16 protein-coding genes are annotated in these 15,606 nt (G+C 55.2%); 9 read left to right on the top strand and 7 right to left on the bottom strand.

The window, feature by feature from the left end:
* Nucleotide 1: 1 nt before the first annotated feature.
* Complete coding sequence (locus tag MWU64_RS15465; protein WP_348645538.1) at nt 2-235, bottom strand: DUF4168 domain-containing protein; 234 nt, start codon at nt 233-235, stop codon at nt 2-4.
* A 396-nt stretch (nt 236-631) separates the two neighbouring features.
* On the opposite strand from MWU64_RS15465, the gene MWU64_RS00230 reads away from it, so the two are divergent.
* The 4 genes from MWU64_RS00230 to MWU64_RS00215 are packed head-to-tail and all read left to right on the top strand — an operon-like array spanning nt 632 to nt 4,656.
* Nucleotides 632-2,101 (top strand): ATP-binding protein, encoded by a 1,470-nt coding sequence (locus MWU64_RS00230; RefSeq protein WP_247059056.1) that lies wholly within the window; start codon nt 632-634, stop codon nt 2,099-2,101.
* Complete coding sequence (locus tag MWU64_RS00225; protein ID WP_247060701.1) at nt 2,101-3,480, top strand: sigma-54 dependent transcriptional regulator; 1,380 nt, start codon at nt 2,101-2,103, stop codon at nt 3,478-3,480. The genes MWU64_RS00230 and MWU64_RS00225 overlap by 1 nt, the downstream gene beginning before the upstream one ends.
* Entirely contained in the window at nt 3,480-4,385 is a 906-nt protein-coding gene (locus MWU64_RS00220) for a DMT family transporter (protein ID WP_247059054.1), read from the top strand. Before MWU64_RS00225 ends, MWU64_RS00220 begins: the two co-directional genes overlap by 1 nt.
* The gene (locus MWU64_RS00215) at nt 4,378-4,656 is read left to right on the top strand and encodes a GIY-YIG nuclease family protein (RefSeq protein WP_247059052.1); all 279 of its coding nucleotides are present in this window, start codon (nt 4,378-4,380) and stop codon (nt 4,654-4,656) included. The genes MWU64_RS00220 and MWU64_RS00215 overlap by 8 nt, the downstream gene beginning before the upstream one ends.
* On the opposite strand, the gene MWU64_RS00210 is transcribed toward MWU64_RS00215, so the two are convergent.
* Complete coding sequence (locus tag MWU64_RS00210) at nt 4,634-5,527, bottom strand: alpha/beta hydrolase (RefSeq protein WP_247059050.1); 894 nt, start codon at nt 5,525-5,527, stop codon at nt 4,634-4,636. The two genes, MWU64_RS00215 and MWU64_RS00210, sit on opposite strands and share 23 nt — an antisense overlap.
* Before the next feature lie 70 nt (nt 5,528-5,597).
* Between MWU64_RS00210 and MWU64_RS00205 the strand changes: the two genes are divergently transcribed.
* From MWU64_RS00205 to MWU64_RS15390, 3 genes are all read left to right on the top strand, one after another.
* Nucleotides 5,598-6,587, top strand: a complete 990-nt coding sequence (locus MWU64_RS00205; RefSeq protein ID WP_247059048.1) for an alpha/beta hydrolase — start codon at nt 5,598-5,600, stop codon at nt 6,585-6,587.
* 49 nt (nt 6,588-6,636) lie between these two features.
* Nucleotides 6,637-7,293, top strand: coding sequence for an OmpA family protein (locus MWU64_RS00200; protein WP_247059046.1), 657 nt, complete (start codon nt 6,637-6,639; stop codon nt 7,291-7,293).
* 423 nt (nt 7,294-7,716) lie between these two features.
* Nucleotides 7,717-7,953 carry a S8 family serine peptidase gene (locus MWU64_RS15390; protein WP_281496190.1) on the top strand — a complete coding sequence of 79 codons (237 nt, stop codon included), beginning with the start codon at nt 7,717-7,719 and terminating at the stop codon, nt 7,951-7,953.
* Between the two features lie 72 nt (nt 7,954-8,025).
* Here MWU64_RS15390 and serA read toward each other — a convergent pair whose 3' ends face one another.
* Nucleotides 8,026-9,255: a phosphoglycerate dehydrogenase gene (gene serA, locus MWU64_RS00190; RefSeq protein WP_247059045.1), complete on the bottom strand. Its 1,230-nt coding sequence runs from the start codon at nt 9,253-9,255 to the stop codon at nt 8,026-8,028.
* 188 nt (nt 9,256-9,443) lie between these two features.
* Between serA and MWU64_RS00185 the strand changes: the two genes are divergently transcribed.
* Both MWU64_RS00185 and MWU64_RS00180 read left to right on the top strand, forming a co-directional pair.
* Complete coding sequence (locus MWU64_RS00185) at nt 9,444-10,847, top strand: FAD-binding oxidoreductase (protein ID WP_247059043.1); 1,404 nt, start codon at nt 9,444-9,446, stop codon at nt 10,845-10,847.
* A complete protein-coding gene (locus MWU64_RS00180; protein WP_247059041.1) occupies nt 10,847-11,533 on the top strand; it encodes an NAD-dependent deacylase in 687 nt (228 codons plus the stop codon). Before MWU64_RS00185 ends, MWU64_RS00180 begins: the two co-directional genes overlap by 1 nt.
* A gap of 146 nt (nt 11,534-11,679) precedes the next feature.
* Here MWU64_RS00180 and MWU64_RS00175 read toward each other — a convergent pair whose 3' ends face one another.
* The 4 genes from MWU64_RS00175 to MWU64_RS00160 are packed head-to-tail and all read right to left on the bottom strand — an operon-like array spanning nt 11,680 to nt 15,588.
* A complete protein-coding gene (locus MWU64_RS00175; protein WP_247059038.1) occupies nt 11,680-12,984 on the bottom strand; it encodes an AarF/ABC1/UbiB kinase family protein in 1,305 nt (434 codons plus the stop codon).
* Between the two features lie 56 nt (nt 12,985-13,040).
* A complete protein-coding gene (locus MWU64_RS00170) occupies nt 13,041-13,703 on the bottom strand; it encodes a fumarylacetoacetate hydrolase family protein (protein ID WP_247059036.1) in 663 nt (220 codons plus the stop codon).
* Nucleotides 13,704-13,723: 20 nt separating this feature from the next.
* A complete protein-coding gene (locus tag MWU64_RS00165; RefSeq protein WP_247059034.1) occupies nt 13,724-14,266 on the bottom strand; it encodes an adenine phosphoribosyltransferase in 543 nt (180 codons plus the stop codon).
* 23 nt (nt 14,267-14,289) lie between these two features.
* Complete coding sequence (locus MWU64_RS00160; RefSeq protein WP_247059032.1) at nt 14,290-15,588, bottom strand: NCS2 family permease; 1,299 nt, start codon at nt 15,586-15,588, stop codon at nt 14,290-14,292.
* Between the last annotated feature and the right edge of the window lie 18 nt (nt 15,589-15,606).

The following is a 15,606-nucleotide window of genomic DNA, read 5'->3' as shown; positions in this document are numbered from 1 at the left end:
GTTACATCAGCGCATCAACGCGATTGCGGATCTTCGGCTCGCTGCCGTATGCGGTCGCGATGGCATTGTAAGTGGAGATCTCGATGCCTGCGTCCTGAATGGCAGAAACCATTTTGTCGTTTGCCTTCATTTGAAGCTCCTGAGCTTTCTGCTGGGAATCCGCGGCTTCAATCTTCTCGATGTACTCTTCCCGAACTTCCATCACCTGGTCTTGCGCTTTGATGAACTCCTTCAACTGAGCATCGCTGAAATTGGTGCTTTGGGTGCCAGCGGCTGCGGGATCAGAATAGCCGGGGTTCTGAGTTTGTGGATTGGCCGGAGCTTGCTGCCCCTCTTGCTGTGCCATAGTTGGCGTAGCGGCCAGCAGTGCCAGAGATGCCGTTACGGAAACAAGTAGCTTATTCATAAATCAGGCTCCTTACGCTTGATGGTGCCGGGCGACATGTTGCAGCGCCCCGTTTCTGTGAATGTCATATTCGGTAACGCATTCGTCATGCCAATCTTTTATTTCTTTTAACTTCAATGAAATCAATAGGTTATGGTTTTTGGTCGTTAATCGTTGGTAATGAAGGTTGTGGCAAAATGCCTCATGTGTCAGAAATGCTGTGACACATAGGTACAGGAGCCCGTTATGTTTCCTATTAGCCGGCGCATTCGGGATATGTTCCGGTCGCTTCAGCTGACCCTGGTATTGAGCATTGTGGTGCCGTTGGTTTTGTTCAGTGGTATTGCTATCTACATCGGCATGGGGGCCGTTGAAAAAGCGCTGAATGACCGCTTGAGAGAAGATCTGGAGTTGGTTGCGCAAGCTGTGAGCGGGCCCGTCTCCAACGCTTTGGCGCAAGGCGATGAGTTGGTGCTGGGCGAATCGCTGAAGTCCATTTTTCAGATTGGCCGAATATCCGGTGCGTCTGTGTTCGATGAAAACAGCGACCGGGTCGCCAGTTTAGGCGTTGCCGATACCGATGTATCCAACAGTGCAAGTGCCGAGAAAGTCATCGCGAGCGGAGAACTGGGCGGGGCATTCCGGCGAGTGGATGGCGAATCGGTGTTTTCCCATTTTACGCCTTTGGTGGGCAACGATGGCCGCATCCAGGGGCTGCTTCAGGTCACCCGAAAACGCAGTGATTTCCACGATCTGGTGGCTTCCTCGCGCTGGTGGGCTGTCACGATATGGACCGCATTTTCCTTCATCATGATTGCGGTGGTGGTACTGGGGCATTACGGAACGGTGGGGCGGCATGTCAGCCGTTTACTGGAAAACATGGCGAACCTGGCCCCCGGGCGTTGGCTGTTGGCGGTTCCGCCCTCGGGCCCTCGGGAACTTCGGCAGATTCATCGCGGCATTCTCAATCTGGGCCGGCGTATGGCGGCGGCCGAATCGGAAATTGAAGGGCGTATTGCAAGAGAGCGCGCCCTGGCTGAGCAATTGGAGTATCAGGAAAAGGTGGCAATGATTGGTCGGGTAGCTGGCGGTGTGGCGCATGAACTCGGCGCCCCTTTGAACGTTATACAGGGGCGTGCCCGCATTCTTGCCCGCTCCGGGTTACCGGAAGCACAGCAGCGCCACCTCACCGACATAGAGCATCAGGTCACACGTATGACCACGATTATTCAGCAGCTACTGGATTGTTTTCGCCACGTACCCGATTCACGCCGTTCACTGGACCTGTCATCGGTGCTTGCGGACGTTATGACATGGGTTGCAGAAGACAGCCGTTGCCATACGCCCGAGCTGGTTACGGAAGGACTTGATCAGGCTATGGCTGTGCGAGCCGAGCCATTGCGGGCAGGGCTGGCATGCCTGAACGTGATCCGCAATGCTTGCCAGTCGGCCCGTAGCCAGCTGAAAGTTTCGGCCCACGACGCCGGTGATTGCTGGGAGGTGCGGGTAGACGATGATGGCCCGGGCATACCGGAAGAGCAACGCGCACGGGTGTTCGAACCCTTTTACAGTACACGCGCCGCAGGCGAGGGAACGGGCCTTGGTCTTGCGGTGGTCAGCAGTGTTCTGAAAGAACATGGCGGCCGGGTAACGGTGGCGGACGGTGATCTGGGAGGCTGCCGAATGAGTCTTTATTTTCCGAAGGAGGCGACATGATGTCGGCAAATGCACCGCTGGTTTTGCTGGTAGAAGATGACCCGAGTCTTGGGCAGCTGCTAACCGAGGAGCTGGAAGCGGATGGTTATGCCGTTGTCGGTGCGGCAACGGTTCAGGATGCACGCAAAGCTTTGAAAGAGCAGCGCCCGGCGTTGATTGTTTCAGACCTTCGGTTGCCCGATGGCGATGGTATGCAGGTGTTGGCGTTCCAGCAGGCGGAACACCCCGGAATTCCGTTTATTGTTATCACCGCCTTCGGCACGGTTGACCAAGCCGTAGAAGCGTTGCAGGCGGGAGCGGATGATTTTCTGACCAAGCCGTTGTCCACGGATCATCTGCGTCTGAAAATAAAAAGACTGCTGACTCAGGCCGATATTAACCGGCAACTGGCCGAGATTCAGTCCCGCCAATACGGCGAGTTGAATATGGGGTTGGTGGGCGACAGTTCAGCGATGGAGCGTTTGCGAAGTGAGATACGGCAGGTTGCGTTCAGTCAGGCGGCCGTTCTTATTCATGGCGAAAGTGGCACCGGGAAAGAGTTGGTTGCCCACGCTATCCATAACCAGAGTGAGCGCTCGGATAAGGCTTTCTTGGCGGTTAACTGTGCGGGCATTCCGCCGGACTTGATGGAAAGCGAGTTTTTCGGCCATGAAGCCGGTGCATTTACCGGTGCACGGCAGGCACGCAAAGGGTTGTTTGCCGAAGCCAGCGGCGGCACCTTATTGCTGGATGAGATTGGCGAAATGCCCATGGCACTTCAGGCCAAGCTGCTGCGGGTGTTGCAGGAAGGAGCCATCAAACCCGTTGGCGCAGACCACGAAGAGGCAGTCGATGTGCGCATACTGGCGTCCACTCACGTTAATCTGATGAAGGCAGTTGAGGAAGGTACTTTCCGGGAAGACCTCTACTACCGGCTTGAAACCCTGTCGCTTTCTGTACCGCCGTTGCGGGAACGGGACGAAGACGTAGAACTGCTGGCCATGCATTTCCTCAAAGAAGCGTGCCTGAGACATGGGCGCGGTTTTCTCAAGTTTAGTGAGGTAACGCTGCGGGTGCTCCGGGATTACCCGTTCCCCGGTAATGTGCGGGAGCTTTCCAGCGCTATCGAGCGGGCGGTGACGTTTTGTGACGGGGGCACCATCCAGCCCGAACATTTGCCGGAGCGCATTCGTAAGCGGCAAGGAAGCTTTCAAACCAGCACGATAGACCCGGAGGGCTCAAATATCCCAGAATGGCCCACCTTGGAGACTCTGCAGCAAAATTACGTACGCCAGGTCATGAACGCGGTAGAGGGCAACAAGCGCCGCGCCGCACAAATTCTGGGTATTAACAGGCGAACGCTTTACCGTTGGCTGGAATCCACTCTGGAGCAGAAGTGATGAAAAATCAGAAGCAGGCCATGTTGTACGGCCTGGCTACCGTGTTGCTGTGGTCAACGGTAGCGACCGCGTTCAAATTGGCGTTAGCGGATCTGGCGCCCGTACAGATGTTGTTGGTGGCGAGCTCGGCTTCCATCGTGGTGATGGCGGTGGCGTTGGTAATTATGGGGCGGTGGCAGCAGGTTTTTCAGCTCAGCAAAACCCAGTACCTGCAATCGATAGGGATGGGCCTGATCAACCCGTGCCTGTACTACTTTCTGTTATTTGGCGCGTTTGACCGACTGCCCGCGCAGGAAGCTCAGCCGCTGAATTACACCTGGGCATTAGTGCTGGCTTACTTGTCGGTTCCGTTTTTAGGGCAGAAGTTGCGTCGTATCGATATTTTGGCGGGGTTGGTGTGTTATGCCGGTGTTGTGGTGATAGCGACCCGGGGCGCGGTGACATCGTTGAATTTTTCAGACCCGCTAGGGGTCGCCCTCGCGCTGGGAAGCACCGTCGTTTGGGCGTCTTACTGGATCATCGCGACCCGAGACACGCGTGACCCTGTCGTCGGGCTTTTCCTGAACTTTTTGTTTGGTTTGCCAGTGATTGTCTTGGTGTGCGGGTACACCGTCGGGTTTGAGTTTTCAGGGCTGCAATCGCTCTCGGCCGCGGTTTACATCGGTGTCTTTGAAATGGGGATTGCGTTTATTTTGTGGTCCCAAGCCATGAAAAAGGCAGAAAATACGGCAAAAGTCAGTAATTTGATTTTCATTGCGCCGTTCTTGTCGCTGGTGTTTATTTACTTCATTTTGGGGGAAGTGATTCTGCCGTCCACCTACGTTGGGCTGGTGTTGATCATCGCTGGTTTGTGGTTGCAGCAAAAGAAAGTTCAGGCCCGGACCCAAGGCTTGGAGCATGGCTGAGCTGTGGCATCTGTACCTGGTGCGCACGGCAGCGGGCAGTTTGTACACGGGGATAACCACTGACGTACCCCGACGTTTTTCCGAGCACCAGGCGGGCGCCCCAAAGGGCGCCCGCAGCTTGCGGGGTAAAGGTCCGCTGACGTTGGAATTTCACGCGCTGGCGGGTGACCGGAGCCGGGCATCCCGGTTGGAGTGGCAAGTTAAACGTTGGCCGAGAGCGCGGAAAGAGGCCCTGCTGCGAGGCGAGGTTACTCTGCCAGGTGACGCCTGATGTGCTTGGCCGCGACGACAAGGGCGTCGGACGCACGCGTTAGCTGGGCGCTGTGGGTCTGAAACACGTGCCACAGGCCGTTGTAGATTTCGAGTGTTGCATCGACCTGTGCCGCTTTAGCGGCGTCCGCCAGACGAGTGGCGTCATTCAGTAAAATTTCCTGACCGCCCACTTGGATCAGCGTCGGGGGTAGCCCTTTCAGATCACCAAAGACGGGCGAAATCATAGGATTGGTGAGCGCGCCTTCACCCGCATACATTTTCGCGGCTTTGAAAACCCAGCTTGCATGAAGAACCGGTTCGCATTCGGGCGAGTAAAGCTGCTGACTCGTCAGATCGGTCCAAGGTGAAAAACATGTAATAGAAGATGGTAACGGGTGTCCGTGATCCCGAAGCCGCATCGCCAGCACCAACGACAGACCACCGCCAGCTGAATCTCCGGCAATGGCTATCTTTTCCGCTGGCTTCCCTTCTTTTATTAAGGCCCGAAATACCGCTTCGGCATCCTCGGGTGCAGCGGGGTAGGGGTGTTCCGGGGCCAGTCGGTAATCCGGAATGATGACTTCACACCCCGTCAGTTTTGCCAAATGGCCGGCAATACCTTTGTGGGTGGCTGCAGAACCTAGAATGTAACCGCCGCCGTGCAGGTAAACGACGGTGCCCGTGGAGTGGTTGTTCATCCGGGTGCGCAACACCGGTACCTGCCCCAGTGTGCCTTGGGTGAACTGTACGCTGCGGGGAGGCACTGACGTTCTGTAGGCTTGTCGAATCAGATTGCGCTGCAGCTTTAACGAAACACCGTTTGACAGCAAAGGGCGTACGAGTCGATACATAGTCTGGCGCAAGCCGGCTTCAAGAAGCGGTTGGAACATCTGTGTTCTCCCCGGTGAATGCGTTAGGATGATCGTCAATTATTGACACATGACAGGCGTTTAACTCTACGTGTACTGGAAAACAGATACCATAGAAATACCGAACTGGGACAGGCACTCGTTGCTTGAAAGGCTTGAGCCGTTTAATCCTCAGCAGCCCCGGGAACTGAGCTCCGAGATGGAAGCCTATTGTCGGTTTTACGGTCTGGACCTTTGGGTAGAACACCCGGAGGTGGCGTATCACCAAGGCTACATCAAAGCTCAGCATCATGAAGTCATGGTGCACTATTTCCGGTTGCCAGATTCCGTTGAGTCCAAAGGTACCGTATTTATTTTACACGGCTACTTCGATCACGTTGGGCTGTATACCCAGCTTATTGACCGGTGTCTGGGTGCCGGCTTTGATGTGCTTGCCTATGACCAACCGGGCCATGGTCTGTCCAGTGGGACACCAGCCGCTATTGGCAGCTTCCTGGAGTATCAGGCGGTTCTGTCGGAGGTGATGGCGCAGGTGGACGATAAAATTCGGGGGCCGTGGTTCGCGGTTGGTCAGAGCACAGGTGGAGCGATATTGATCGACTATCTGTTGTCTAACCACCATAACCAGGAAACCTCAGCGTTCCGGAAAGTGGTGTTGTTGGCCCCTTTGGTTCGGCCGATGGGTTGGTTAGGGGCCAAGATGCTGCACAGTGTCGCGCGCCCCTTCCTGAGCCGATGGCGCAGAGCGTTTGGCCAAAACAGCAGTAACACCCGGTTCCTGAAGTTTCTACGGGAACATGATCCTTTACAGGCTCGGGCTGTGCATGTGGACTGGGTAACGGCGCTACGGCAGTGGGTACCACACATCGAGTCGGCTCGGCCGGTGGATTTCCCGGTCACGGTTGTTCAGGGTGAAAAAGACCTGACCGTTGATTGGCAACACAATTTGCGGATTATTCGAAACAAGTTTTCGTCAGTGAATGAACGCACCATTCCGGATGGGCGCCATCACTTGGTTAATGAGGCCAAAGATTTGCAGGCGACGGTATTCAATACCATTATTGATACATTCTCGCAGTAATGTGGTCTGGAATGGCCGGATACAACATTAATAGCATCAGGAGTTTGTGATGAAGAAGACAATCCTTGCCTTTACCGTTGCGACGGTTGGTCTGAGTGGTTGTATGACCTACGACCCGTACACCGGGGAAGAGAAAACATCGAACGCAACGAAAGGTAGCATCATCGGCGCCTTGGGTGGCGCGGCTATTGGCGCTGCCACTTCCAGTAAGAGCGATCGTGGTAAGGGCGCTTTGATTGGCGCCGCAGGCGGTGCTGCAGTGGGCGGAGGCATTGGTTACTACATGGACCGTCAGGAAGCGCAACTCCGTCAAAGACTGGAAGGCACGGGCGTGCGTGTGGTTCGTAATGGCGACCAGATTGAATTGGTTATGCCGGGTAACATCACATTCAACACAGACCAATCCAGCATTCGCTCGGGATTCACCGGTACTCTGGAATCGGTGGCGCTTGTATTGAAAGAATTTGATAAAACCATCATTCAGATTGATGGTCATACCGACAGCACCGGTCGTGACAGCTACAATCAGCTGTTGAGTGAGCGTCGTGCGTCTTCGGTGCGTGACTTCTTGATGAACCAAGGCATCGAGCCCAGACGGACTCGCGCCACCGGTTACGGTGAGCGTTCGCCCATTGCCTCTAATGAAACGGCAGCGGGACGTGAACAGAACCGCCGTGTTGAGCTGACGCTGGTGCCCATGCAATAAGTGTTATGCGTTTAACATAGAGCGTTTGAATCCCGGTAATGCCGGGTTTCTGGAAGCTTCGCCGCCGTTGGGTCGCGAAGCTTTTTACGTTATGGCAGGCGGTTTCAGAGTTGGCCTGATTGGATACTGTGAAGCAGTTCACATTGTGTCAAGTTCACTTGTTCAACTAACGATAACAAGAGAGCAGTATCCTATGAAAAAGTACGCACTAATCACCGCTTACGGACTTACTGGGGCTGGGCGCGTTGCCGTTGATCGGGCCGCTTCTTAATCTGGGCGGATCAACAGATGCCACCGATACCACAGACTGTAACGGCCACGGTACCCACGTAGCCAGCACGTCTTATGGTGTTGCCAAACAAGCGTCCGTGGCGCCAGTGCGGGTGTTGGATTGCTCGGGGGCTGGCAGCAACGCCGATGTGATTGCCGGAATCGGAAATCACCGCTGCCTGGTACGAAGCCGATAGTCAAACCAATACCATCAGTGGTACCTCGATGGCATCGCCTCACGTGGCCGGGGTTTCGGCGTTGATTCTGGCCGAACAGCCGGGCCTGACGCCTGCTCAGGTGGCAGACGCGGTAGTTAATTTGGGCACAGGCAATGTGCTTAGCGGCATCAAAGCCGGTTCGCCGAATTTGTTGCTGCGCGCACCGCAGTAATTAATGGCAGACACAAAAAAACCGGACATCGTCCGGTTTTTTTGTGTTCTGAATGTGCCGAATTGGCTTATCTCAGAACAGTACGCGGGTACGAATAGTGCCCTTAACCTGACGCAGCTTTTCAAGTGCCAGCTCACCGTAGGCTTTGTCGACATCCACAACCACGTAACCAATATCTTCTTTGGTTTGCAGGTACTGCCCGCAGATGTTGATGTTGTTCTCCGAGAACACCTGGTTGATCTCGGACATAACACCCGGCACGTTCTCGTGAATGTGCAACAAACGGTGCTGATCCGGGTGCGACGGCAGTGCAACTTCCGGGAAGTTTACGGAAGAAACGGAGGTGCCATTGTCGCTGTACATGGCGAGCTTTTCAGCCACTTCGCGACCAATGTTTTCCTGGGCTTCGATGGTTGAGCCGCCCACGTGCGGGGTCAGGATCACGTTGTCGAATTCGCGCAGCGGAGACACAAATTCTTCATCGTTGGATTTCGGCTCAACCGGGAACACGTCGATCGCAGCGCCCAGCAGTTTGCCGGAACGAAGCGTCTCGGCCAGAGCGTCAATATCCACAACGGTTCCGCGGGAAGCATTCATCAAGATGGAGCCAGGCTTCATCTGTGCCAGCTGTTCCGCTTTGAACATGTACTTAGTGGACGGTGTTTCCGGCACGTGCAGAGAAACCACATCCGCAATGTTCAGCAGTTCGTTCAGTGAGCCAACCTGAGTGGCGTTACCAATCGGCAGTTTGGAAACCACATCGTAGAAGTACACGTCCATGCCCAGACTTTCCGCCAGAACACTGAATTGAGTACCGATGTTACCGTAACCGATGATGCCCAGCTTCTTGCCGCGAATTTCGTAGCTGTCTTTGGCAGACTTCTGCCACTCACCGCGGTGCGCTTTGGCACTCTTTTCGGGCACGCCACGCAACAGCAGAATAGCCTGTGCCAGAACCAGTTCTGCAACAGAGCGGGTGTTGGAGAAAGGCGCGTTGAATACGGCGATACCACGACGGGTTGCAGCTTTCAGGTCGACCTGATTGGTTCCGATGCAGAAGCAGCCCACAGCGACCAGCTTTTTAGCGGACTCAAATACTTTCTCAGTCAACTGAGTGCGAGAGCGAATGCCAACAAAATGCGCATCGGCGATTTTTTCAATCAGCTCTTCTTCAGCGAGTGAGTGGGTCAGGTACTCAATATTGGTGTAGCCCGCAGCGTTCAGGGTATCAATGGCAGATTGATGGACGCCTTCCAGCAGCAGGATCCGGATTTTGCTCTTTTCGAGAGACGTATTTGACATGGGCGTGCTTCCGAACCTTTCGTCACGTGAAATGACCTGCGGCCAGGATCGTCGGCCTAGCTCACAGAACAGGGGCGGTATGATACCATAAAGATCGATTTTCACAGTGCGCCGGTTTGCCTGGATCAATTCTTTTTGTGTTGATTTTGATCAAACCAGAGCCCAAACCTGACGAGACCGACACGCTCATGAGTTCCGAACAGATCATTGCCGCCCTTGAAGAACTGGTTACGACCGCTGAAAACCCGGGCAAAGTATTGACTGACCCTTCCGATCTGGACACCTACGGTAAGGACTGGACCAAAATCTATCCGCCCAAGCCGCTGGCTATTGTGCTGCCGAAAACCACCGAGCAGGTGCAGGCAGTGGTCAAGTTTGCCAACGAGAATAAGATCGGCTTGGTGCCGTCGGGCGGGCGTACGGGTTTGAGCGCGGGTGCAGTGGCTGCCAACGGCGAGATCGTGGTGGCGTTCGATAACATGAATCAGGTGTTGGATTTTAACGCCAGTGACCGCACTGTGCGCTGCCAGGCCGGGGTTGTTACCGAGCAACTGCAAAACTTCGCGGAAGAAAATGGCCTGTATTACCCCGTGGACTTCGCGTCTGCCGGTTCCAGCCAGTTGGGTGGCAACCTGTCCACCAACGCCGGTGGCATTAAGGTGATTCGCTACGGCATGAGCCGTGATTGGGTTGCTGGCCTGAAGGTCGTCACCGGTAAGGGTGACATTCTTGACCTGAACAAAGATCTGGCCAAGAACAACACCGGCTACGATTTGCGCCATCTGTTTATCGGCGCAGAAGGCACCTTGGGCTTTATCACCGAAGCCACCATGAAACTGACCCGCACGCCGGACAACCTGACCGTGCTGGTGCTGGGTTTGAACGACCTGGTCAACACCATGGATGTGCTGCAGTCGTTCCAGAGCAAGCTGGACCTGACCGCTTACGAATTTTTCTCCCACCAAGCAATGCAGCACGTATTGGCCCACGGGCAGGTACAAGCGCCGTTTGAAACCGAAGCACCGTACTATGCGCTTCTGGAATTCGAGGCTGTGTCCGATCAGGTGATGGACGATGCCATGGCGCTGTTCGAAGAGTGTGTGGAAAAAGGCTGGGTGCTGGATGGCGTCATCAGCCAGAGCGAAACCCAGGCCAACAGCTTGTGGCAGCTACGGGAGCGTATCTCCGAGTCCATCGCGCCGCGCATACCCTACAAGAACGATATTTCTGTAGTGGTGTCCAAGGTTCCGGGCTTCCTGCAGGAAATCGACAGCGTGGTGACCGAGCACTACCCGGACTTTGAAATCATCTGGTTCGGCCACATCGGCGACGGCAACCTGCACCTGAACATTCTGAAACCTGAAGACATGGCCAAAGAAGACTTCTTTGAGAAGTGCCAGCAGGTGAATAAGTGGGTGTTCGAAATTGTTGAGCGCTATCAGGGCAGTGTGTCTGCGGAGCACGGCGTAGGCATGACCAAAAAGCCCTACCTACAGTACACCCGCAGTGAAGCTGAAATAGCCTACCTTAAAGGTATAAAGCTGGCATTCGATCCAAGCGGCATTATGAACCCAGGTAAGATATTCGACTGATGAAAGAGCATATCGTTGTACTCACCGGCGCTGGTATAAGCGCCGAAAGCGGGCTTTCCACCTTTCGGGATAACGATGGGTTATGGGAAAAACACAGTGTGTACGACGTAGCCACGCCGGAAGCCTTCGAACGGAACCGGGACTTGGTGCTCCGGTTCTATAACGAACGGCGCCGGCAGCTTCAGGAAGTCGAGCCCAACCGGGCCCACCGCCTGTTGGCGGAACTGGAAAGCCAATACCGGGTTACGGTGGTTACCCAGAATGTTGATAACCTCCACGAGCGGGGTGGTTCAACCAATGTGGTCCACTTGCACGGTGAGTTGACCAAAGCGCGAAGCGCGGTTGATCCCCAGCTGGTCTACGACATCGGTTACCGCGACATCCAGCCCGGTGACACCTGTGACCGTGGCGCCCAGTTGCGCCCGCATATTGTCTGGTTCGGTGAGGAAGTGCCAATGCTGGACGCGGCTGCTGAGTTGGTGAGCACGGCGGATCGGTTGTTGATTGTCGGGACCTCTTTGCAGGTTTATCCGGCAGCTGGATTGGTTCATGAAGTGGATATTGATGTGCCGATTACAGTTATCGACCCCGGCGAGCCAGCAACAGTTTCCCGGGCCCGAGTAATCCGAAAAGGGGCGAGTGAAGGCTTGGCTGAGTGGGTGAATGCGTTAGGTTTTAGCGGATAGACTAAAGAGCTTGGGCCCTGTCGGGGGGCGCTGTCCAAAAATGTGCGCAGCCATGGATGGCGGAGCAGAAGCGTCACATGGACGTGCCGAAGGAGCGGTTTTTGGACAGCGCCCCCCGACAGGGTTTGCACCTGATGACATATGCCTCAAGCCTGCAGGTATTTCTCCAGTTCGCTCTTGAACGCAGCTTGCACACCTAGTCGCTTCAACATCCAGTAATGCCCTGCAATCATCCTGTCTATAAAAATGCTTTCGACCGGCGGCTTAAAGGAGTCCAAGTATTTAAAAACCGTGCTGGTTTTTGCTGCTACCTGCATGTGGATATCGGCTTCCGCAAAATCGTAAGGCTCGTCACCCACGAAAGGTACTATCAAAATATCGCGCCACATGGCGTAGTAGGCTTCATCGATGGCCGGTTGGCTGCCTACGCGAGCGCCTAAATCGATCAGGTGTTGATCGAGGCTGCTGTAGTCTTCTTCCAGTGCCGAGATGAGAGCGTTCCGGTAAGCCTCCACAATTTCCGGCTTCAGTTTCTTCACACAACCAAAATCGTACATCACGATGGTGCCGTCCGGCCGGTAGGCAAAGTTGCCTGCGTGTGGATCACCGTGAATGCATTGGAACCGGAACAACTGGTCGGCCATGATGGAGAAGATGCGGTGGCCGATGAGGTTCAAGGTTTCCTGAGAGTAGCGGTCAGGTGTGACCTTGCTGATGTGATCGCCTTCCACCAACTCTAGTGTTAGAACCCGCCGAGTCGAGTGGCTATCGATGACCCTTGGGATGATCACCCAAGGTTGATCTTTGTGGAATTCGCCGAAGATTTTGAGGTTTTGGGCCTCGTTCTCGTAGTCCAGTTCTTCCTTCAGGCGCTCCCGGATTTCTCCGAACAACAGATCGACGCTTTTTTTCGGCATCTTCAGCAGGCCGCCAAGTTTTAGCGCCATGCGCAGCTGTTTCAGATCCGAGTCGCAGGATTCATCAACGCCGGGGTACTGCACTTTGACGATCACATCTGTGCCATCGTGCATGCGGGCGCGGTGAACTTGGCCAATAGAGGCCGAGGCGTAAGGGCTTTCCTGCAGGTATTCGAAGAGTTCGCTGACGGGTTTGCCCAGTTCGCTTTCCACCTGCTTCAGAATGACCTCGAACGGCATAGGAGGCGCTTCTTTTTGCAGCTTTTCTAAGGCGTCTGAAAACTCTTTAGGCAGAAAGTCCTGGGTCTGGGAGGCGATCTGGCCGACTTTCATGACCGCGCCTTTCATCTCGCCGAGTGTGTCGGCAATCTGTCCGGCCATGCGGGTGTAGCTTTCGCTTTTGGCCCCTTCGTCGTCGACGGTACGAAACAGGCCGCGGGCTTTCTGGCCGGCGTATTCGCTGGCCACGGAAGCGGTCATGCCGGCCAGTTTAAGAAAACGGCCAGAACGTGAAGTGACAGGTTTCTTAGCCATAGTGATGTGCGAGTTCCCTAGCGCAGAAGTTGTACCAAAGCCCTCAGAGTTTTGGGTCAGAGCACTTTGGTTTCCACAAACAGTACATCCTCCAGCTCTAATGACAAGGTTTGTCCGGATTCCAGAGGACCAACGCCTTTGGGGGTGCCGGTCAAAACCACGTCCCCCGGGAGCAAAGAGAATTGGCTGCTCATATGGGCAATGAGCGGCACTATGGTGTTGAGCATATCACGGGTGTCGCCGGTCTGTTGCCTGTGACCATTAACATCCAGCGTGAAGTGAATGTTGTCTCTGGGCAGTTTGTCGGCTGGCACAAAAGGCGACAGCGGGCAGGCGCCGTCGAAGGCTTTGGCGCGTTCCCACGGATGGCCTTTCTCTTTGAGTTTTGTTTGCAGGTCGCGAAGGGTCAGATCTAGCGCCAGACCGTATCCGAGGATCGACAGTTCGGCTTCGCTGGCGGAGGCGTTGGTCAGCGGTCGGCCGATAAGAACGGCCAGTTCGGTTTCGAAATGCACCTGACCTTGATCGCGAGGCAGTTCAATTGGCCGGGTGATGTGAGTCGCTGCGGTGGACGGTTTGATGAACAGCAGCGGCTCGCTGGGTACCGGATTGTTCAGTTCCCGGGCGTGTTCGGCGTAGTTACGACCAACGCACACGATCTTACCTAAGGGTAGATGGACCGGTGTGCCGTCTTTCCAGAGGTGTTGATAATCGGGCATGGTCGCCTCCTGACTGTGAGTTATTCTCCGTCGAACGAACACACAGTATAAACCGGTAAGCCTTCTTTCTGCAGCTTAGCGGAACCGCCGAGATCCGGCAGGTCGATCATCGCAGCGACTTCCACAATCTCCGCGCCAATGCGGCGGATCAGCCGGCTAGCAGCCAGCATGGTGCCGCCGGTGGCGATCAGGTCGTCAACCAACACGACTTTGTCGCCGGCGTGAAAGGCATCTTTGTGCAGTTCTACAGACGCGGTGCCGTATTCCAGTTCGTAGTCTTCGACCAGGGTATCGAACGGCAGTTTGCCTTTCTTGCGCACCAGCACGAGCGACGCGTTCAGCTCATAAGCCAGCGCAGAACCGATGATGAAGCCGCGAGCGTCTACCGCAGCGACGGCATCAATGTGCTGGCCGTGGTAGCGATGTACGAAGGCATCGATCAGCTTACGGAAGGCGGTTTTGTCTTGCAGAACCGTGGTGATGTCACGGAACGACACGCCTTCTTTCGGCCAGTTTGGAACGGTGCGGATGGCCTGTTTAATGCTCTGGGAAAAATAATCCATAACTCACCTGTTCTGGATGCGGCTTACGCCACATCCAGGAAAATAAATTTCAGTACGAAAACGATCGCAATAACGGCCACGCTCCAGTTCAGATCCGACCACTTGCCAGCCAGAGCCTTAACCGTCACGTAGGTGATGAAACCCAGTGCAATGCCGTGAGCAATGGAGAAGGTCAGGGGCATCATCAACGCGGTCACGATGGCCGGCGCGGTATCTGTGATGTCATCCCAGTCGATCAGTTTCAGGCCGCTGGCCATCAGACAGGCAACGTAAACCAGGGCCGGAGCGGTTGCATAGGCAGGAATGATGCTCGCGATTGGCGCAAACAGCAGGCAAGCCAGGAACAGGCCCGCTACCACAACGGCGGTCAAACCGGTGCGGCCACCCGCAGCGATACCGGCGGTGGACTCCACGTAACTGGTGGTGGTTGAGGTACCCAAAGCTGCGCCAGACATGGTGGCAACAGAATCAGACATCAGGGCACGGCCAAGGCGAGGAAGCTTGCCGTCTTTGTCCAATAGGCCGCCGCGCTGAGCGGCACCGACTAGTGTGCCCGAGGTATCGAACAGGTCTACAAACAGGAAAGCAAAAATAACGCTGATCATGCCAATGTTCAGGGCACCCGCCAGATCCAGTTGCATAAAGGTAGGCGCGAGGCTGGGGGGAGCAGACATGAAACCGTTGTACTCAACCATGCCAAGCATCATGGCAACGGCCGTGACGGCGATGATGCCGATCATCACAGCACCTGTAACCTGACGGTAAGCCAGTGCGCAAATCAGAATAAAACCACCAAAGAACAGCAGGCTTTCTGCCGCAGTAACATCGCCGAGGCTGACCAGCGTGGCCGGGTGGTCCACCACGATGCCGGCATTCTTCAGGGCAATCAGCGCCAGGAAGAAGCCGATACCGGCGGAGATGCCAAAGCGCAAGGACAGTGGGATGCTGTTAATGATCCATTCCCGAACCTTGAAAATGCTCAACATGAAGAACAGGAAGCCGGAAATGAACACCGCGCCCAGCGCGACTTGCCAGCTGTAACCCATGCTGCCTACAACGGTGAAGGCAAAAAAAGCGTTCAAGCCCATGCCAGGGGCCAGGGCGATGGGATAATTGGCCCACAAGCCCATGATCAGAGTGCCAATGACGGCCGCCAGACACGTTGCAACGAACACGGCGCCGAAGTCCATGCCGGTTGCTGACAGCATGCTGGGGTTGACCACAATGATGTAAGCCATGGTCAGGAAGGTGGTGATTCCTGCGATGACTTCTTTACGAACATTGGTGCCGTGGGCTTTTAGTTGGAACAGTCGTTCAAGCATGACGTCGGTCTGCCTCTC

It is taken from the genome of Marinobacter sp. S0848L (genome assembly GCF_023016065.1).
Classification (GTDB): domain Bacteria; phylum Pseudomonadota; class Gammaproteobacteria; order Pseudomonadales; family Oleiphilaceae; genus Marinobacter.
Note: the sequence above shows the minus strand (reverse complement) of the source record. Positions and strands in the feature narration are given on the sequence as shown.